Source organism: Actinocatenispora thailandica, assembly GCF_016865425.1.
Classification (GTDB): domain Bacteria; phylum Actinomycetota; class Actinomycetes; order Mycobacteriales; family Micromonosporaceae; genus Actinocatenispora; species Actinocatenispora thailandica.
In genome coordinates, this window is sequence record NZ_AP023355.1 from 1,486,626 (window position 1) to 1,506,637 (window position 20,012).

Sequence of the window (20,012 nt, forward strand, 5' to 3'; positions counted from 1 at the left end):
GGGCGGCGTCAAAGTCGTGATGTGATGGCGTGACCTAGGTTTTGGTGGGGCGCTGGGGCTGGTGGGCGGGCACGGCGTGGCTGTGGTGATGATCAAGATGCGTAGTCAAGATCGTCACGAGAGCTGGTGCCGTGCCTGCGTTGTCATCATCGCTTGCGCCCTGCCCGTCCCCTGATCCGGGTGCCGCTGTCGACGCCACCGGCAAGGGTGGTGGGTCGCCGCTTCCAAGCTCGGTGGTGGAGCTGCTGGGGCGGGTGGCTGATCCGCGGAAGCGTCGCGGTGTGCGGCATCGGGTGGGCGCGGTGCTGGCGGTGGCGTTGGCGGCGACGGTGGCCGGCGCGCGCTCGTTTGCCGGGATCGCCGAGTAGGCTGCCGACGCCCCGGCCGAGGTGTTGGCTGTGCTGCGAGTACAGCGGCGGCCGCGATCGGCGGCGACGATCCGGCGGGTTTCGAGCCTGCTGGGCGCTGATGTGTTCGGCGCGTGGATGTGGGCGCATGTCAGCACGATCGCTGGCCGTCGGGTGATCGCCTTCGACGGCAAGACACTACGCGGGGCGCGCGATGCGGCGGGGAATCTGGTGCATCTGCTGTCCGGGCTGTGCCAGACCACGGTGTCGTCCTCGCGCAGGTCGCGGTTGGCGCGAAGACGAACGAGATCCCCATGCTGGCAAAGCTTCTGGACCTGCTCGATGTTGATGGGGCCGTGGTCACCGCGGATGCGATGCAACTGCCAGCGCGCCACCGTGCAGGCGATCACTGATCGTGGCGGTCACTACATCCTGACGATCAAAAACAACCAGCCGAATCTACGTCGGCGGGTCAAAGCGTTGCCCTGGAAGGACATCCCAAGCCTGGCCATCTCCCGCGAGGCCGGGCATGGCCGCCGCGAGACCCGCACGCTGAAGGCCACCGCGCTCGCCCACGGGATCGGCTTTCCCGGCGCCGTCTAGGTACTACGCCTGATCCAACCGGCAGCTTGCGGGGCAACGGCAGACGCAGTACCGAGACCGTCTACGCGGTCACCAGCTTGTCGGCCGCCGACGCCTCGCCCGAGCAGCTCGCCGCATGGCTGCGTGGGCATTGGACGATCGGTCGGGTAGCCGGGGCGCATTGCTGTGCCCCGGCCCCCTCAGAACCGTGCGTGCGGCTTGTCACCGCACACGGCTCAAGCAAGCCCCGAGGGCGTCGCGGCCGATGGTGTCGGGTTCCTGCCTGCCGCGCGCCGGTGTAGGCGGCGGTGGCAGATGGTGTGCACGAGGCGTGTTGGGTTCTCGTCCGGCGTGCCGCCTCGCCCGTGGTGGGTGAGATGGTCGACGGCGATCGCTCGTTTGGCGATACTCAGCCACAACCGTTCCCACGCGTCTGGTGACTGCGGGGGTTGGTCGGGGGTGTCCCTATGGGGTTTTGTCAAACAGCGGCCGGCTGTGGGACGGGCCGGGGTTGGTAGGGCTTGCGGTCGCGGAGCATGGCGAACAGCACGTCGCAGCGGCGGCGGGCGAGGCAGATGAGGGCGGCGTTGTGTTTTTGCCTTCCGCTCTCTTGCGGTCGTAGTAGGCGCGGCTGGTGGGGTCGGACAGGGACGCGAACGCGGCGAGGAACAACGCGCGTTTGAGGTGTTTGTTGCCGCCCTTGGGTGGATGCTCGCCCCGGATGGAGCTGCCGGAGCGGCGGGTGACCGGTGCCAGGCCGGCGTAGGCGGCCAGGTGCGCGGCGGTCGCGAACGCCGCGCCGTCACCGACTTCGATCAGGATGCGGGCGCAGGTCCTGACCCCGATGCCGGGCATCGAGATCAGGACCTCGGCAAGAGGGTGGGCATCAAGTACCTGTTCGACCTCGACGGCCACCTGGGCGCGCTGGTCGAGTACCTGTCGCAGCGAGACGGCCAGACGCGGCAGGACCGTCTCGGCGGCCTTGGCGCCTGGGACGGTGACGGTTTGGGCGGCCAGGGCGGCGAGAATCTGCTCAACGAGTTGGTCGCCGATGCGTGGGGCGTGTTGCGGGCGACGGTGGTCAGTCTGCGGCGGCCGGCCGCGGCCAGCCCGATCGGTCCGCCGAAGCGCGTCAACAGCTCCAGCACGGCCGGATGCGCCACCTTCGGACCGAGCACGGTTTCCAGGGCGGGGTGGATGCTGGTGAGCAGACCCCGGATCCGGTTGGCCAGCGAGTGGCCCCGCCGGCCAGGTCGTCGTCGAAGCCGACCAGTACCTCCAACTCGGCCAGGGTCTCCTCGCCGGTGTCGACACGGCGCAGCGTGTGCGGCAGAGTCCGTGCCGCGTCAGCGATCACGAAGGCGTCACGGGCGTCGGTCTTGGCGTTGCCGGGGTGCAGGTCGGCGATACGGCGTATCGCCAGCCCGGGCAGGTAGGCCACCTGGTGCCCACACGAGCGTGCGACCGCGACCGGCAGGGCACCGATCGAGGCCGGCTGGTCGACCACGACCAGGACACTGCCGTGCCGGGCAAGCTTGTCGAACACCTCGCGCAGCCGGGTCTCGGTGTTGGGCAGCGGCGCATCATGCACCTGGCGCCCGTCAGGGGCCAGGCCGGTCGCGTGATGCTCGCTTTTGCCAACGTCCGGGCCTAGGAACACGCTGTAGTCGCCGGGCACGTGTCGCCTCCTCGTCACGGTCGGGCTCGGTCGAGTGTCCAGGCGTCGGACTGTCGGCAGCCACGTTACGAAGAGACCAACCCATCGGGCGGCCGTGTCCCTATCAGCGATCCGCCGACGCCACCCGACCCGGCGACAACGCCCCCCGGATCATGCCCCGACAGGGGCAATCAGTCACACCGAGCCGGGCGACCGAGCGTCCCCAGCTGGAACACGAGAAAGGTAACGGAGTGAGTAGGTGTTCCCCGCGGAGTGGGCAGCGGCCGTCCTGCTTGGCGAGCAGGCGCAGGTTGTAGCGGTCCAGCGGGGGCGGCACCTTGCGTCGCCGCGCGGCCCAGTATCCGGCCAGGTCGGGGTCATCGGGCGATGCCCCGCCGGCGACCAGTTGGTGTCGGACGATGTTCGTCCAGGAGAACTTGACCGGGAAGGGAACGTCGCCGTGGTCGTTGAGGACCCGGTCGCGGGCGCCGAACACCCACCGGTCGTTCCTGAACTTGTTGAACCGGCCGAAGTAGCGGCGTGTGATCCACTTCTTCGGCTTGTTGGGATGGCTGCGGCGCGCCCATCGGTAGGTGAGCCACCACATGTGGTTGTCCAAGTCGCTGAAGATCTTGCTGGACACCACCCCGCGGTAGTAGGCGGCCCAGCCCCGGATCATCGGGGTCAGCCTGGCAATCAGTGCCACCGAGTTCGAGCCGCGCATGCTGCGCACCTCGTCAGCGAGCCTTCTTCGGATACGCCTGACCGCGTCCCGGCTGGGTTTGATCAGCAGCTTGCCGCGTTGGCGCCCGCGCTGGTAACGGCGCAGGTTGAACCCGAGGAAGTAGAAGCCGTCTTCGAGGTAGACGATACGCGTCTTGTCCTCGTTGAAGACCAGACCCCGCAGGGCCAGCCAGCCGGATAGCTGCGCCTTGACCTGCTCGGCCTGCTGCCTGGAGTAGCAGCAAGCGACCATGTCATCGGCATACCGGGCCAGGATCGGGGTGCCGTCCGCCTTCCCGGCGTTGACGCCGGTCTTCCCGTAGCGGACACCCGCGGCCTCTTCCAGGCCATGCAGCGCCACGTTCATCAACAGCGGGCTGATCACGCCGCCCTTCGGCGAGCCCGCCTCGGTCGGTGTGAACACTTCCGCCTCAACCACTCCGGCTTTCAGTCACCGCCGGATCAGGCCCCTGGCTGGGAACGACCCGAGCGCCTCGTGGAGTCGGGAATGGTCGATGTTGTCGAACGCGGCGGACAGATCAGCGTCCAGGATCCACACTCTGCGGGTTCGTGACCCGTTGAGGATCGTATAGGGGAGGCCGATCGCGTCCGCGCAGCTTCGCCCAGGCCGGAACCCATATGAGCGGGGTTCGAACCGGGCTTCCCACTCCGGCTCCAACGCGTTACGCACCCGCGCGTGATGGCACCGGTCCATGGTCGCGGGAATACCGAGTGGCTGCTGCTTGCCGTCGGCCTTGGGGACGAACACACGCCGGACCGGCAGCAGTTTCCCACGAGCCGCGCGTCCGGTGCACCCGCACCGCCACGTCCGCCCGCCAAGATGCAGACAGCGCAACCGCACCGTCGACCCCCGCCGTCCGACGCCCGACATTGCGTTGAGTGACCTGGCGGACGCTGACCAACGTGTTCGACCAGGACCTCAACATCATCTTCTGCAATGACCGGACCATGGCCCAGTCGCTGTTCCGCGTCGCCTTGAAGATCCTTCGCCGCAGCCTGGCTACGTTGTCCTCGTGGGCGCGCCAGTCCACGGCTTCCCAGCCGTTGGCGTCCCGGTCGGTGGTGTCTTCGGGTCCGTTCACCGTGATGGTGTCCAACATGCCCCTCGGTTCGGCCAGGCCATGGCCTCGGTGTTCAAAGGCTCACCTGCCCACGTCAGCGCTCTTTCGAGCCCGACCGTCTGGTCAGCATCCGGCCGGTTCCCCACAGCGGCCGCCTAGAGCAGCAGCCATCCATCGCAAGTCCCGTCGCCTTTCAGCCACCGGCATCCGCTTCTTGGGCATCCTTCTCCCGCCGAGGGCTTCCGCCCCTCTTACGATCGGCCTACCAGACCGCCAGCCACATCAGCCAGCCTGGACCCCGACGGGGTTTCCACGTTCCGCGCACACGAGATACGACCGGGAAGGGCCCCCTCTACCCGAGACCAGCGGTGTTCCCACGACCGGTAGTTCTTCGCGGTCGCCGCTTGCCGCCTCCACCAACGGCCGGGCCCTATCACCCGGGTACTCGTCTCGTCGCCCGAGCTTGTAGTGACGAGGCATCGACAGGAGTTCACTCACGTTCGCCCGTCCGGCCTTCCCCTCGCCCGGTTGCTCCCCTGGACGAAACAGGGGCCCTTGGGCTTCTTCTCCGGGCTTCGCACCCCCACCAGGCAAGACCTGTGGGCGCACGCCGAGGCGGGGACTGACCCGAACACTGGTCAGGAACTACACACCCGGCATCGTCGGCCTCCAATCTGCAAGTTCACTCGCAATGCGCGACATCGTGTCGCACAAAACAGGCTGCACTGGGTGCGCGATGTCGACTACGACGAGGACCGCTGGCCGCCATCTGCGACACCGCCATCAGCCTGCTCCGCCTCGCCGGCCACACCAACATCGCCGCCCCCAAGCGACACCGTGCCCGGGACTTCCAACGCCCCATCGAACTGCTCCTGACGTGCTGAAACACAACTTTGACGCAGCCCTGATGGTCGCACCACCGCCGAAGACAGCGACATCCTTACGAAGGGCTCGCCATCGACACTTGACCATCACAACAGCGTGTGGCAGCCTCAAATCCGGGACTGCGCCGCAGCAGTTCGGCATCAGAATCTGCACTGGAGCTTCAAACGTGACCCCTGACGTGTTGCGCGGTCATAGCCAAATTCAGGTCGAGCCGGCTGGCAACGAAAGAGCTCGCCGCATCGTCGCCCAAATTCGGGGAATGCTGAAGTCGACCCGAGAAATGCTCGACGAGGTTGGCAGTCTTGCCGATGCGGTGTTCGTGGTCCGACGCTCCGATGTAACTCAAAAGGCCATTCATGAAACGTTGAAATCCTATAAGGAATTGGAACACGATCAGTTCAATATCCGCCAGGACGCGGCCGAGTCACATCTGCGGACGTTGCGCCGCGCCGGCGAATTGCTCATGGCCTGCGCCAAGCACCGCGGCGGCAGGCCGGCAACCCCTTCCATCGTGGAAAGGGTTGACCATCAACCTCCCACGCTCCGGCAGCTAGGGATAAGCGTGCAAGAATCACATCGCTGGCAACGGATCGCACGCATCCCGGACGAGCAGTTCGAGGAGTTCATCTACACATATCGAAACCTCCGCCGAGAACTCACCGTGACGGCGGCGCTCGCGTTGTCGAGGCCGGTCGACCCCGACACGAGCGCCGAGCGCGACGGTGTCGACAAGCTGGGCGCCGACAGAGGAGCGACCGCTCGGGGTGAATACCTGCGAAGCCGGCAGTACCTCGCCTCCTTGATCTCGGTGGATCCGCGCGCACTCGCGGCAGACCTGAAAATCGCTGAACGCCGGCAAGCACTGGCCGAGTTCAACCAGATCCAGCAGTGGACAATCGCATTCACCACCGCGCTGAAGCGAGCATGATTCTATGACTGGCAGCGTGCTCGGCGCAGCATTGGCTGTGGTGCGTTCGCCTCGACGGATTACCCGTGTTGGGTGTACCAATCTTCTTCCGACCGATACACGCGGCTGCCCTGGCATCTCTCGCGCATAGGGCGACGGGCGGGCGTTGATCGAAGATGGAGGTAGAGCTGTGGCTCGCTTGCTGCTTGGAAACGGGACCACCACAATCTCGTTGTTCGACGCGGCCGGATCCGCCGGCGACGCGACCGGTGAGATAGCTACCCGCGACGTCGCGGCGGACGTGGAGAAGGCTCTCACAACGCATGGCGCCGCTCTGCTGCGAGGATTCGGAGTGGACTCTCCGACCGAGCTCAAGTCAGTCGCGCGCCTCGTCGGCGGCCCGCTCTACGCCCATAACCAGGAGCACGACCCGGTAACCGCGGACGGCATGGTACAGACACCGGTGTTCTATCCGCCGGACCGCAAGCTGCTGTGGCACAACGAAAACTCGTTCAACCTGACCTGGCCGTTGCGTCTGCTGTTCTGCTGCGTGACGGCGCCGGACGAGGGTGGTGAGACACCCGTGGCGGACAGTCGGTCGGTGCTACGGCAGCTCGACAAGTCTATTGTCGTCAGATTCACCGAACGCGGGGTTCGCTACGTCCGCAACTACAACGACGGTGTGGGGTTGGACTGGCGCAAGATCTTCGGGACCGACGACCGCGCGGAGGTGGAGCGCCGGTGCGCGGCGGAACGGATGGAATGCTCCTGGTCGGCGGACGGGACGCTGCGCACTCTCGCGACGCGGCCGGCGGTGGTGCGCCATCCAGTGACGGGTGAGCTCTCCTGGTTCAACCAGGCGCAGCACTGGCATCCATCGTGCCTTGACGCGGAGACACGTGAAGCCCTCCTGTCCCTGTATGACCGGGCGGACCTACCGCGGGACTGCCAGTACGGCGACGGGTCCCCGATCGAGGACTCGGTGATGGCCGAGATCCTCGCGGTGTATGAGGGGCTCGAGTACGCATTCCAGTGGCGGGTCGGTGACGTCCTGGCGATTGACAACGTGCTGATCGCCCACGCACGTAACCCCTACAGCGGACCCCGTCGGCTGCTGGTGGCCCTGGCCGACATGCGCGGGTTCGACGAGGCGCGGGAGAGCTAGCGAATGCCTTTGCTGCACAAGCTCGTGGCCGAAGCGGCGCGGCGCCAGCCGGACGCTACGGCGGTTGTCGATGGAGCCCAGAAGCTGACGTTCGGCGAGATGGAAGGCGCGGCAGCGTCCGTCGCGGCCGGTCTCCGCACCCTTGGCGTGCGTCGCGGGGATCGCGTCGTGGTTGCCATGCGGCGCGGCATCAACGTGGTTCCGGTGCTGCTCGGGATCCTGAAGACGGGAGCCGGGTTCGTCCCTCACGACGTCGACACCCCCACACCTCGTTTGGAGTTGGTGGCGACGGACGCCGGCGCCCCTGTTGTCATCACGGAGCCGGACCTGCTGGCGCGGTGGTCGGGTGCGGTGCAGCGGGTCCGGTTCACTGACGTGACGCAACTTCTTGGGACACCGGCCGATTGCGCGACCGTGGATGCCGGCCAGTTGACGGGGGCGGACCTCGCCTACGTCCTGTACACGTCCGGTTCCACCGGCCGGCCGAAGGGCGTGGCGATCAGCCACGACGGCATCACCAACTACCTCGCCTGGGCGGTCGAGTTCTACGACATGGCGTCGGGGACCGGCGCGCCGCTGTTCACTTCGATCGCCTTCGACCTGACGCTCACCAGCCTGTTTGGGCCGCTTCTGGCCGGCCGGGCGGTGACCGTCGTGCCCGAGGCGGAAGCGTTGCCGGCCCTCGCCGAACTCCTGTGCGCCGGGCCGGACTTCAGCTTCATCAAGCTGACGCCGCAGCATCTCGATCTGCTGGTCGAGCTGATCGATTCGCGCGTCGATCAGGCCGTCCGGTGCGTCATCGTCGGTGGAGACGCGCTCCACACGAGCTCGGTTCGCCGGTGGCTGGAGCGGGCGCACAGCTCGGTCGTCAACGAGTACGGTCCCACCGAGACAGTCGTCGGTTGTGTCGTTCATCGCGTGCCGCCGACCGGTCCGGTTGCCGCCCACGGACCGGTGCCGATCGGCAAGCCGGTCGCCCGGGCCGGCGCCTACGTGCTGGGGCCCGGGCTGGAGCCGGTGCCGACCGGTGAGGTGGGTGAGCTGTATGTGGGAGGCGTCTGCGCCACCGGTTGGTACCTCGATCAGCCGGCGCTGACCGCGCAACGGTTTCTCCCCGACCCGTTCGGTCCTCCGGGCGGTCGCATGTACCGCACTGGCGACCGCGTACGCACAGCGATGGACGGTCAGCTCGTGTACTTGGGTCGGGTCGACCACCAGGTCAAGGTACGCGGGCATCGGGTGGAGCCAGCGGAGGTGCAGGCCGTGCTGCGATCCCATCCGCTAGTCTCGGAGGCGATCGTGTTGGCGCGGACCGCCGCGACGGGCCGTGGCAACAGCGGCGGAGTCGAGCTCGTAGCGGCAGTCGTCGGAGAGGCACGACCCGACGGGCTCGGGGACTGGCTGCGCGAACGGCTCCCCGAGTGGATGGTTCCCGCGCGAATCGTGCCGGTCGACGGCCTGCCGCTGACCGGCAACGGCAAGGTCGACCGCGCGGCGGTGTTGGAGCTCGCCGCCCGTAGCCTGGACGGTGACGCAAGCGCAGTCGTCGGCGTAACGAAGCGCGGCGGTCCGTCCAATGAGCCACGTTATCCACGGGAAGCGCTGCTCGCCGGTCTCATGTCTGAGGTGCTCAACCGCGACCAGGTCGACCCGGACGACAGCTTCTACGGTCTTGGCGGAGACTCCATCCATGCCATCCGACTCGTCGCGCGCGCCCGCAAGGCGGGTCTGGGAATCACTGTCCGGGACGTAGTCGACAACCCTACCCCCGCCCGACTGGCCGCAGTCGCCGTTGCGGCCAGGTCCGGTCAGATCGCGAGCTCGGCCGCGGCGGGCACCGGTCCGGTGCCGTTGACCCCGATCCAACAGTGGTTCTTCGAGTTGGATCTGGCCGAGCCCGGGTACTGGAACCAGTCGGTGCTGCTGGATCTGCCGCCCGGCACCGACGCGGCCGCGATGGAATGCGCGGTGACTCACGTCACGGCCGTACATGACGCCCTTCGCCTGCGGTTCGAGCGGACCGCGGACGGATGGACGCAACAACTGTCGTCCGGACCCGCTCGCGTGGCGTTCTCGGTCGTCGACCTGTCCGATGTCGATGTGAAGGGTCGGGAGGCGGCCTTCGCCGGTTCCGTCGCTGCGGCGCACGCCGCCCTTGGTCTGCGCGACGGTCCGCTGCTGCGGGCGGTGCTGGTGCGTGGTAGCGGGCCGGACGCCGATCGGCTGCTGCTCGTGGCGCACCACCTCGTCGTCGACACGGTTTCCTGGCAGATCCTCGTCGACGATCTCGAGCAGATGTACGACCAGGCTCGTCGTGGGCTGGGGCCGGAAATGCCGGCGCCGGCCAACCAGTTCACGACCTGGGCACGCGCCTGCGCCGACGTCGGTGCGCGTGTGGACGTGATGACCCCGGCGGTGCGGTGGAGAGAGTCGATGCCGACCGGCACGGCCGGGGTGCCCCGGGACGATCCCACCGCCGTCAACGACCTCGCCGGCCGCGCCGAGTTCAATGCCACGTTGCCGGCGGAGCGCGTCGACATGCTGGTGGGCGCCATCGGCGAGTCCGGCCTGCGGCTGCCGGAGTTGCTGCTCGGTTCGTTCGTCGCGGCACTGTGCGCAGTGCTCGGTGGTCCACCGCCCATGGTCCATGTGGAGGGGCACGGTCGGGAGGATCTCGGCTTGGAGCTCGATGTCACTCGCACGGTGGGCTGGTTCACCTCGTTGTACCCGGTGCATCTGGGCGACGACCGGGAGCCGGCGGCCCTGGTATGGGCGGCCAGGGAAGCCATTCGCAGCGCGCCGATGTCCGGCCTCGGCTACGGATTGGCTCGGTATGTGGGCAGGGCGCCAGAGCTCGTCGCGGATCCGGTGCCCGAACTGCTGTTCAACTATCTGGGACGGTCCGAGGCGTTGGTCAACCGCGCGATGGGTTGGCGGTTGTCGGACGCGAGCTCTGGTCCACCTACCGGAAAGCTCGGAGTCCGACCGTACTTGTTGGAATACCACCCGAGAATCGTGTCAGGCACGCTGCGTTCGACCGTCGTGTACCACGCCGACTGTCACCGCCGGTCCACTGTGGAGTCCATAGCCACTGGCATTCACGATCTGTTGAGCCAGCCGGAGCTGCTCGCCAAGCCGCCGGACACGATCCGGTACGCGGATGCGGGCCTGACGACCGACGAGCTCGAACGGATCCTCGCCCGATACGACAGGCGGTCGACATGAGCGAAGTCGAGGACATCTACCCGGTGACGCCGATGCAGGCGGGGCTGGTCTTTCACTGCGTCGCGGAGAACCAGCGGGGCCTGTACGTCGTGCAGATGCGGTTCGATCTCGTCGGTCCGCTCGACGCCGAGGCTCTTCGCACGTCCTGGCGGGCGACCGTCGCACGGCACGAGGCGCTGCGGACGGCGGTGATCTGGGATGGCGTGACCCGTCCGGTGCAGGCGGTCCTCCGAACGGTGGAGCTGCCCTTCATCACGCACGACCTCCGCGGCGTCGACGCGGCTGCGCAGCCCGACAGCGTCGCGGATATCATGCGAGCCGACCGGATGCACGGCTACGACCTCGCCGAAGCACCGCTCATGCGGGTGCTGCTGGTCCGCATGTCCGAGGAACGGCACCTGATGGTGTGGAGCCACCACCATGTGATCCTCGACGGCTGGTCGGCCGCCCTGGTCTCGGATGAGGTGCTCGACCGGTATGCGCGAATCGTGCGCGGCGAGCCAGAGGCGGTTCAGCCGCTGGCGCCGTCGTTTCGCGAGTACGTGTCGTGGCAGGCTCGGCGGACGGAGCCGGACGACGATGAGTTCTGGTCGCGCGAGCTGCGTGGGTACGGGACGCCGGTGCACCTCGATCTCGACCGGCCGACGGCAACGGTGTCCGAGCCTGACTGGTGCGACCGTGAGCTGATTGTTGCGCCCGGCCGGCTGGACGCGTGGCGTGCGGCCGCTCGCCGCAACGGAGTGACCCTCTCCACGGTGCTGCAGGCCGGTTGGGCGGTCCTGCTCGCCCGTCACGATTCGCAGGCGCCGCACGAGGTTGTCTATGGCGTGGTGACCGCCGTGCGGGACCACGAGCGCCCGGGCGGGGACCGGATGGTCGGACTGTGCGTGAACACCCTGCCGATGCGCATAAGCCTGGCGCGCGAGCAATCTTGCCAAGCGTGGCTGCGCAGCATCCAGCAGACCCAGGCCCGGACGGCTCAGCACGACGCCGTGAACGTCGCTCGGTTCCGCGAGTGGACGCAGTTGCCGGCGGGCGAGCAGCTCTTCCGGTACATCCTCGCGATCGAGAACTATCCACAGGGGACACTCGCGGCCGATACGGGCGTTGCCGGGGTGGACGTGCGTTATCTCGGCGTCCACGAGGCGACGAACTACGCCCTGACCGCCGGGATGCCGGTCGGCGCACAGCCGAGGCTCAAGCTCAGCGCGGACGCTCGTCGGATCCCACGGGCGCACCTTGACGGCCTACTGCGGGCTTGGGCTGCGATCCTCGACCGGCTGGCCTCCCCGGACTGTGCCACGGTGGGCGCCGTCCTCGCCGACGTGGGCAGCCGTACGCCTTCGTCCCGACCGGCGGTGCGCCCGACTCCGGCGCCGGTCGACGCTACGGGCGGTACGGTCCTCGACCGATTCGCCGCCCAGGTGGCGCGCCAGCCCGATGCTCCGGCGGTGCTTTATGGCGAAGACACCCATACCTACCGCGAACTGGACGCCCGCTCCCTTGCCCTGGCCCGCCGGCTGGTCGCGCTCGGCGCGCGGCCGGGCGAGTGTGTCGGCCTTGTCTCGGGGCGCTCGGCGGCCCTGGTCGTGGCGGTTCTGGGAATCCTGCGGGCGGGCTGCGCCTATGTGCCACTCGACCCGACGCATCCGGTCGCGCGCCACCGGTTCATCGCGCAGGACGCCGGCGTCCGACTAGTGGTCGTCGACTCTCCGGAGCGGCCGATCGACGGAATCGACGGGCGGGTGGTGGCCGTCGACGACGACGCGGCCGGGGCCGACCAGAACGCCGCGCTGCCGCCGGTCGCGGAGGGTCAGCTCGCTTACGTCATCTACACCTCTGGCTCTACGGGTACGCCAAAGGGAGTGCTGATCGATCACGGCAATGTGGCGGCGATGCTGGACTCAACCTACCGCCACGGGCAGTTCGACGAGCGTGATGTCTGGACGATGTGCCATTCGTATGCGTTCGACTTTTCGGTCTTCGAGCTGTGGGGCGCGCTCGCGTACGGCGGTCGCTTGCTGGTGGTGCCCGCGGAGATCAGTCGGGCTCCCGACGCGCTGCACGAGCTCGTCCGGGCGCAAGGGGTCACCGTGTTCTGCCAGACGCCATCGGCCTTCGGCGGGTTCATCACGGCGGACGCCCGGTCCGCGAGCGGTGTTGGAGAGGCGTTGCGGTTGGTGCTCTTTGGCGGGGAGGACCTCGGAACCATCGGCCTGGGCAGTTGGCTTTGCCGGTACGGGGAGCGGCGACCCCGGTTGGTGAACCTCTACGGCATCACGGAGACAACAGTGCACACCACCTGGCACGAGGTGACCGGCGATACGCTGTCCACCAGCGGGACGACCAGCCGGATCGGCGCGGAACTCGACGGCTGGTCCGTCCGCCTGCTCGACCCGGCGCTGCGCTCCGTTCCGGACAACGTCGCCGGTGAGATCTTTGTGGGCGGAGCCGGCCTGGCTCACGGGTATGTGGGCCAGGCCGGGCTGACAGCGCAACGGTTCGTGCCGGACCCGACCACACCCGGCGCACGGCTGTACCGGTCGGGCGACCGTGCCCGCCGGCTGGCTGACGGAACCCTGGAGTATGTGGGTCGTGCCGATGCGCAGGTGAAAATCCGGGGGATCCGCATCGAGCCGGGCGAGGTGGAGTCGGTTCTGGCCAAACATCCGGCAGTCGAGCGGTGCGTCGTGGTCGCGCGCCGGTTCGGGCCGCAGGACCTGCGGCTGGTCGCATTCGTGGTAGCCGCCGGTGGTCCGTCGGCGAACGACGCGGACGAGGCGGAACTGCGGGCATTCATCCAGGATCGGTTGCCGGCGGCGATGGTACCGTCGATGGTCGTCGCGGTGCCGAGTCTGCCGCTGACCCCGAGCGGGAAGGTCGATCGGGGAGCGCTGCGGGACGTCGAGCTGCCGTCAGCCGGTCGGTTCGAGGGCACCCCGGCACGCACGCCTACCGAACGTGCAGTCGCTGCTGCCTGGCGGTCCGTGCTCGGCGCCGCACACGTGGGCGTGGAAGACAACTTCTTCGACGTTGGTGGGCATTCACTGCTGATGTTCGCCCTGCTGCAGAATCTGCGGGGTGCCGGCTGGTCCTGGCTGTCCATGGTGGAGCTTTTCGCCAACCCCACCGTGGCGGCCCAAGCAACGCTGATAGACGCCGCTGGCAGTGCACGCTCCGGCGGGCTGGCCGGACAGCAGATCGATGAGGAGCGCGGTGACGCTCGCACGAGCGCGCTGCTCAACCTACGCGCGCAGCGGGAGGGTCGGCGATGACCAGCAATGACATCGCGGTCATAGCGATGGCCGGGCGGTTCCCAGGTGCCCGCAGCGTCGCCGAGCTGTGGCGCGCGCTGCGCGACGGCAGGGAACTGATCAGCCGCTTCAGCCGCGAGGAACTTATTGCCGCGGGTGTTCCGGCCGCCGATGTTGACCGCCCCGACTACGTTCCGGCCAGGGGCGTCCTGCCGGAGGCCGACCTGTTCGACGCAGAACTCTTCGGGTACAGCCCACGTGAGGCGGAGCTGATCGATCCGCAGCAGCGGCTGTTTCTGGAGTGCGCCTGGGAAGCGGCCGAGGAGGCGGGCTTTGTCCTGGGGGAGGGCTGCGGTCGGGTCGGCGTGTTCGCTGCGGCCCCGGCGTCGACGTATCCGGCGGCCCGCAGCACCGAGCAGCCGCTGCTCGCACAGGTCGGAAACGACGTCGACTTCCTGGCCTCGCGCGTGTCGTACAAGCTCAACCTGAGCGGGCCGAGCGTGGTCATCTCCTCGGCCTGCTCGTCCTCCCTCGTGGCCGTGCACCTGGCCGCTCAGAGCTTGCTGACCGGCGAGGTGGACCTCGCCCTGGCCGGTGGCGCGTCGGTTCGGTTCCCGCAGGTGCGGGGGTACCGGTGGGCACCCGGAAGCATTCTGTCCCCCGACGGACACTGCCGTTCGTTCGGAACCGGCGCCGAGGGCACGGTCGAGGCGAACGGGGTGGCCGTGGTGCTGCTCAAGCGGCTGGACCGGGCGCTCGTCGATGGTAATCCCATCCATGCGGTGATCAAGGGATCGGCCATCGGCAACGACGCGGCCGACCGGGTGGGCTTCACGGCGCCCGGCTTGCGGGGGCAGATCGACGTCATGCGGGAGGCGCTCGCCTTGGCCGGCGTGGACCCGCGGACAGTCGGCTACGTCGAGGCGCATGGAACCGCAACCAACCTTGGCGATCCGATCGAGATTCGCGCGCTGGCCACCGTGTACGGGTTGCCGGACCGGAAGGAGCCGTGTGCGATCGGTTCGCTCAAGTCCAACCTCGGTCACCTCAACCATGTCGCCGGACTGGCCGGCCTCGTCAAGGCTGTGCTGTGCCTGAAACATCGTCACCTGGCGGCGTCGCTGCACGCCGCGCCGGTCCACCCCGACCTCGACCTGGCCGGCGGTGCGTTGCGGATCCAGACGGAGGCGACGGACTGGGATTGGCCAGGCCCCCGACGTGCGGCGGTCAGCTCGTTCGGCATGGGCGGCACGAACGTGCACGTCGTTCTGGAGGAGCCGCCTGCCTCTGCGACGAGCGATCCCGGGGAGCCGGCCGACCGCGAGGCGTACCCCCTGCTCGTGTCCGCGCGTACGGGCGCGGCGCTCGCGGAGGCCACCGCCCGCCTGGGTGAGTGGCTTCGGGATCGGCCATCGCAGCCCTTGGACGCGGTCGCGTGGACCCTGCAGCGCGGGCGTCGATACTTTCGGCACCGGGCCGTGGTCGTTGCCCGTGATGCGAACGAGGCCGCCGGCGCGTTGCTGGGCGAGCGTGGCGGCGCGATCCGCGCGGTCGAGCAGGACGGGGTCGATCGGCCGGTGGCGTTTCTGTTTCCTGGGCAGGGCGCGCAGTACCTGGGCATGGGGCGGCACCTCTACCGTGTCAACGAAGTGTTCCGTGAGCATTTGGACGAGTGCGCTCGCCTGCTCGACGGTCAACTCGACGGAGCCGATCTGCGTGAGGTGATTTTCGGGGAAGCGCAACCGACTCACGACCTGAACGAAACCTGGCTGACCCAGCCCGCGTTGTTTGCCGTGGAATACTCGCTGGCGTCGTCGTTCATTCACCTGGGCATCGAGCCGTCGGCCATGCTCGGGAACAGCGTCGGTGGGTACGTCGCGGCCTGCCTCTGCGGCGTGTTTTCGTTGCCGTCCGCGCTGGACCTGGTCGCCGCCCGTGGTCGGCTCATGCAGCAAGCACCGGTTGGTGCCATGCTCGCGATCGGCGCCGGTGAGGACGACGTCACGCGCCGGCTGCGTGGGTACCCGTCACTGGCGCTCAGCGCGGTGAACGCACCCGACCAGTGCGTGGTGGGCGGCGACGTGGCCGCCGTCGAGGCGCTGAGGCAGGAGTTGGCCTCGGCCGCCGTGCCGGTCACCCGGCTGCGGGTAAACCGCGCCTTCCACACCCCGGCGGTACAACCGCTCCTCGAGGACTTCGCGGCGGCACTCAAGCCGATCGAATTCGCTCTCGCGACCGGCCCGTTCGTTTCCGACCTCACCGGCAACTGGGCGTCGGCGGAGGAGGTTGCGTCGGTGGATTACTGGGTGCGGCACCTGTGCGAGCCCACCCGGTTCGGCGCCGGCATCGCGATGTTGCGCCAGGACCTCGATCCCGTGTTCCTTGAGGTCGGCCCGGGTCGGGTCGGGGTCGCTCTCGCCGCCGCGCAGGGCGCGCAGGACACCGTATGGGGGCTCGTTGATAACGCCGAGAACGCGGTCGCGCAAACGCTCGGCAACCTCTGGCTGGCCGGTGTCCGGGTGGACTGGGCCCGCGGCTGGACGCGTCACCGACCGCGCACCGTCGTCCTACCCACCTACCCGTTCCAACGGCGACGCCATTGGTGGGCTACGTCGGCGGATGGTAACGCCACTGCCGCCGGCCGGGAGTCCGAACGCGGCGGGACTGATCGCTGGTTCTCCCAGGCGGTCTGGCGCGAGCAGCCGCGCTCACCGGTTCGAGTGGAAAGGGCGTTGGGCGACACCGAACCGCGCTGGGTGCTGGTCGGCGGCGGGGCCGACGCGGCGGAGGAACTGGCGAGCGTCCTGCGGGCGGCGCACCGGGAAGTCGACAGGATTCCAGCAGACGCCGCCGATCCCGGGGCGTACCGGAGGCTCGCGGCGCGCATCGCCCGGGCTGACGTACGAACGCGGGTCGTGCGGCTATCGGACCCCGAACCGGCGCAGCCCGGCGGCGGTCCCGCCGCCGCGGTGGCGGAAGCGACGGCCGCATACGGTGACCTGGCGCTTCTCGTTCGCTCGCTCGCCGAAGCGAATGCGGCGGAGCGGATACGTGTATCGGTGGTAACTGGCCCAGTCTGTCCGGTCGGCGGCGACGAGCGGTTGGCGCCGTCCTCCGCCGCTGTCGCGGGCGTCATCACGGTGGTGTCGCAGGAATTCCCCGGAATCCTCAGCGATCACGTGGAAGTGCACGGCACGCCGGCTTCCGCCCTGGCCCACGAGCTCGCCGGGCCCGCCGGTGCGCGGGTCGCGCTGCGCGGTCACCGTCGTTTCGTTCGGTCCGCGGCCTCCCTCGATCTCGCAGCCACCGACCTCCCCGAATGCCGGTTGCGGCACGGCGGGCTGTACGTGGTGACTGGCGGCCTCGGCCGACTCGGGCTCCTGCTGGCGCGCTACCTGGGCCGGCAATATGCGGCAAAGCTGCTTCTGGTCGGGCGTCGTCCGGCCCCCATGCGACACCAGTGGGCCGAGATCGCCGCGGACCCGGCGCACCCGATGTCGACCACCGCGCGCCGTCTTGTCGACGTGGAAGCGGCCGGTGCACAGGTATTGCCGATCGCAGTCGATGTCGCTGAACCCGATCGGTTGGCGGCGGCGTTGGCCGAAGCAAGCCGGTTCTTCGACCGTCCGGTGCACGGGGTGATCCACGCGGCCGCGGTGACTGAGACGGACGCTTTCAAGCTCCTCGCGGACAGCGGTGAGGCCGACGCGGAGCGGCACCTGCGAGCCAAGCTCGGCGGGGTGCGCGCACTGAGAACGGCGTTGGCCGCGCACGAGCCGGACTTCGTCCTGGCCTTCTCCTCGCTCGCCACGCTGCTCGGCGGGCTTGGGTTCGGCAGCTACGCGGCGGCCAACGCCTGCCTCGAGGCGGAGGTGCGGCTCGCCGCACGCAGCCGGCCAGGCGCCTGGTCGGTGGTGAACTTCGACGGTTGGGAGGATCCAGATGAAGGCCGTGGATCGGCGTACCGATCGGCACAGCGTGATGCCCGGTTGATCCGCGAAGAAGACGCCGACGACGTGTTCGATCGCGTTTTCCGGCTCCTCGATCTGGAGCAGGTGTATGTGTCCGTCACGGATCTGGCCGACCGGCTCGAAAGGGCGCCACATCCCGCCACAGATGAGCATGCCGTGGCGCAGGCCGAAGCCTCGCCCATCGTGTCCGCCCGCCACCCGCGGCCGGAGCTCAGTACGCGCTACCGAGCTCCGTCGGACGCGCTGGAGGAGGCGATGGTTGACATCTGGCAGGATCTCGTTGGCATCGAGTCGATCGGTGTCGACGACGACTTCTTCGAGCTCGGCGGCCATTCACTGCTCGCGATGCAACTTGTCGCTCGGTTGCGCGACGGCTTCGACCTCGATGTCCCGCTGCTGACAGTGTTCGAGGCGCCGACGGTCGGGCGGCTGTGCTCGGAGATGGAATCGCTGTTCAGGCGGGAAGGGGCATCACCGTGATAGATGTCGTCATCATGTGCGGCGGCCGAGGCACGCGGCTCAAGCCTGCCACCGAGACCCAACCCAAGTCCCTGCTGCAGGTCGGCGACCGGCCGATGATCGACCATCTGATCGGGCATTTCCTCGGGTACGGCTGCCGCAGGTTCGTCATGTGCCTGGGCTACCGCGCCGAAGCCATCCGGGCTCACTTCCAAGCCCGCGCCGGCAGTAGCCCGGTCGTCCGGTCCGATCGGGCAGTGCAGATGGCCGTCGCCGACGGTGTTCCGTTCACCGTCGTGCTCGCGGACACCGGTCTGGACACTCCGACGGGCGGACGCCTCAAGCGCGCAGAGCCGTACATCGGCAGCGACTCGTTCATCGTCGCGTACGGGGACGTGCTCAGTGATGTTGACCTGACGGAGCTGCACGGGTTTCACACGCGCCAGCGCCGCCTGGCGACCGTGACCGCCGCTCGTCCGACGTCACCGTTCGGTCACCTCGTCATGGGAGACGACGACGCGGTATCGGCGTTCCTCGAAAAGCCTAAGCTCAACGAGTGGGTGAATATCGGCTTCGCGGTGCTCGAGCGTCGCGTGCTGCACCGACTCAGCGTCAACTCACCACAGCTGGAGGCGGGTTTATTGCCGGAAGTGGCAGCGGAGGGCCAGCTTTCGGCGTTCCGGCATCATGGCATGTTCGAGCCGATGGACAGCTATGCTGACTACACGCGTCTCAACGAGATGTGCCGGCGCGGTGAGCTGGATCTGTTCAAGGGGCCGACAGTGACGGCCGGGCAGCAGTGGCAACCGTCGTCGGCCGGACTACGCGGCGCGTAGCCGCCAGATGAAAAACGTCTTCTGTCCGGTGCGCAGGGCCTCGTAGGTGGGCGAACCGGGGGCCGAGAGAAAGTCCCGGGCAGCGTCGTCTTCGGTACCGAACGACTGTAGCCTTCGTTCGGCGATCCGGCCACACGACGCGAGCACGTTCGCGGTGATGTCGCGGTCGAGTTGCAGCGCAAGACCTAGCTCACGCAACCCAGCAAGGTGATTATCCAACGTTGCGGTGTCCAGCAGATCGCTGTAGAGAAAGGTGCCGCCGTCGCAGAGCACCCTTCGTACCTCGGCGTAGAAGCGACGCCTGTCGGGGTAGCAATGCGATGACTCCACGTTGGTGACGACGTCGAACGAGCCGGAGGAAAACGGTAAGCGTTGGGCGTCGCCGACCGAGAACCCGGCGCGGCGATCCGTGACCGCTCGTCGGCTGAACGCCGCTGCTGCCGGTGACAGATCAATACCGACGGCGATCGCAGGGTTGAAATAGTTGAGGAGCGCGCTGACCGTCCCACCGCGCCCGGACCCGACGTCGAGCACCCGTCGGCCGTCCATGGTGCAGTCGCCGATGAGCTCCAGTACGAGCTTGACCGAGGCCCGGTCGAGCGTGTTTCGTGGCAGGTCCACGCATGCGCGGTCGTCCGGGCCGTCCGCGTAACCGAGGTTGAGAAACAGTGCCCATCGGCCGACCGGTGTGCTGTCCAGACGCGAAGTGACCACGTCGTAGAACGCGCCGGTGCTGTTGTCCCGGGCCATCAGCGGTCCAGGGGACTCGGGTTCGCGATGGTCCTGGCCGTCCGGTGCCCGCCTCGACTGCCGCTGCGCCAGTCGCCGCGCGAGGCGGGTGCGCGCCGAGCCGTCTATCGTGTGAGACCCATCCATGTGTTTCACCTCGGCAAGCACAATCACGTCCGCAGCCATCTAT

11 protein-coding genes and 2 pseudogenes are annotated in these 20,012 nt (G+C 68.2%); 8 read left to right on the forward strand and 5 right to left on the reverse strand.

The features are described from left to right. Positions 1–233 precede the first annotated feature (233 nt). Positions 234–368, forward strand: a complete 135-nt coding sequence (locus Athai_RS06645) for a transposase family protein (protein WP_203960670.1) — start codon at positions 234–236, stop codon at positions 366–368. Between the two features lie 30 nt (positions 369–398). After that, complete coding sequence (locus Athai_RS06650) at positions 399–950, forward strand: hypothetical protein (RefSeq protein ID WP_203960671.1); 552 nt, start codon at positions 399–401, stop codon at positions 948–950. A gap of 457 nt (positions 951–1,407) precedes the next feature. On the opposite strand, the pseudogene Athai_RS06655 reads toward Athai_RS06650, so the two are convergent. From Athai_RS06655 to Athai_RS06670, 4 genes and pseudogenes are all read right to left on the reverse strand, one after another. Next, a pseudogene (locus tag Athai_RS06655) lies at positions 1,408–2,607 on the reverse strand (IS110 family RNA-guided transposase). A gap of 103 nt (positions 2,608–2,710) precedes the next feature. Next, positions 2,711–3,415, reverse strand: coding sequence for a group II intron maturase-specific domain-containing protein (locus Athai_RS33960; RefSeq protein ID WP_476692256.1), 705 nt, complete (start codon positions 3,413–3,415; stop codon positions 2,711–2,713). A 9-nt stretch (positions 3,416–3,424) separates the two neighbouring features. After that, positions 3,425–4,078: pseudogene (locus Athai_RS33965) on the reverse strand (reverse transcriptase domain-containing protein); the annotation flags it as partial. Further along, complete coding sequence (locus tag Athai_RS06670) at positions 3,993–4,430, reverse strand: reverse transcriptase N-terminal domain-containing protein (RefSeq protein ID WP_203960674.1); 438 nt, start codon at positions 4,428–4,430, stop codon at positions 3,993–3,995. The gene Athai_RS06670 and the pseudogene Athai_RS33965, both read right to left, overlap by 86 nt. 1,012 nt (positions 4,431–5,442) lie before the next feature. On the opposite strand from Athai_RS06670, the gene Athai_RS06675 reads away from it, so the two are divergent. The 6 genes from Athai_RS06675 to Athai_RS06700 all read left to right on the forward strand — a co-directional run bounded on the left by Athai_RS06675 (position 5,443) and on the right by Athai_RS06700 (position 19,093). Continuing rightward, the gene (locus Athai_RS06675; protein ID WP_203960675.1) at positions 5,443–6,204 is read left to right on the forward strand and encodes a hypothetical protein; all 762 of its coding nucleotides are present in this window, start codon (positions 5,443–5,445) and stop codon (positions 6,202–6,204) included. A 169-nt stretch (positions 6,205–6,373) separates the two neighbouring features. Continuing rightward, entirely contained in the window at positions 6,374–7,348 is a 975-nt protein-coding gene (locus Athai_RS06680) for a TauD/TfdA family dioxygenase (RefSeq protein ID WP_203960676.1), read from the forward strand. Positions 7,349–7,351: 3 nt separating this feature from the next. After that, positions 7,352–10,573: a non-ribosomal peptide synthetase gene (locus tag Athai_RS06685; RefSeq protein ID WP_203960677.1), complete on the forward strand. Its 3,222-nt coding sequence runs from the start codon at positions 7,352–7,354 to the stop codon at positions 10,571–10,573. Further along, a complete protein-coding gene (locus tag Athai_RS06690; protein ID WP_203960678.1) occupies positions 10,570–13,848 on the forward strand; it encodes a non-ribosomal peptide synthetase in 3,279 nt (1,092 codons plus the stop codon). The genes Athai_RS06685 and Athai_RS06690 overlap by 4 nt, the downstream gene beginning before the upstream one ends. After that, entirely contained in the window at positions 13,845–18,278 is a 4,434-nt protein-coding gene (locus Athai_RS06695; protein ID WP_203960679.1) for a type I polyketide synthase, read from the forward strand. The genes Athai_RS06690 and Athai_RS06695 overlap by 4 nt, the downstream gene beginning before the upstream one ends. Next, the gene (locus Athai_RS06700) at positions 18,275–19,093 is read left to right on the forward strand and encodes a sugar phosphate nucleotidyltransferase (protein ID WP_203960680.1); all 819 of its coding nucleotides are present in this window, start codon (positions 18,275–18,277) and stop codon (positions 19,091–19,093) included. The genes Athai_RS06695 and Athai_RS06700 overlap by 4 nt, the downstream gene beginning before the upstream one ends. On the opposite strand, the gene Athai_RS06705 is transcribed toward Athai_RS06700, so the two are convergent. Next, a complete protein-coding gene (locus tag Athai_RS06705) occupies positions 19,079–20,008 on the reverse strand; it encodes a class I SAM-dependent methyltransferase (protein ID WP_203960681.1) in 930 nt (309 codons plus the stop codon). The genes Athai_RS06700 and Athai_RS06705 overlap by 15 nt on opposite strands. Between the last annotated feature and the right edge of the window lie 4 nt (positions 20,009–20,012).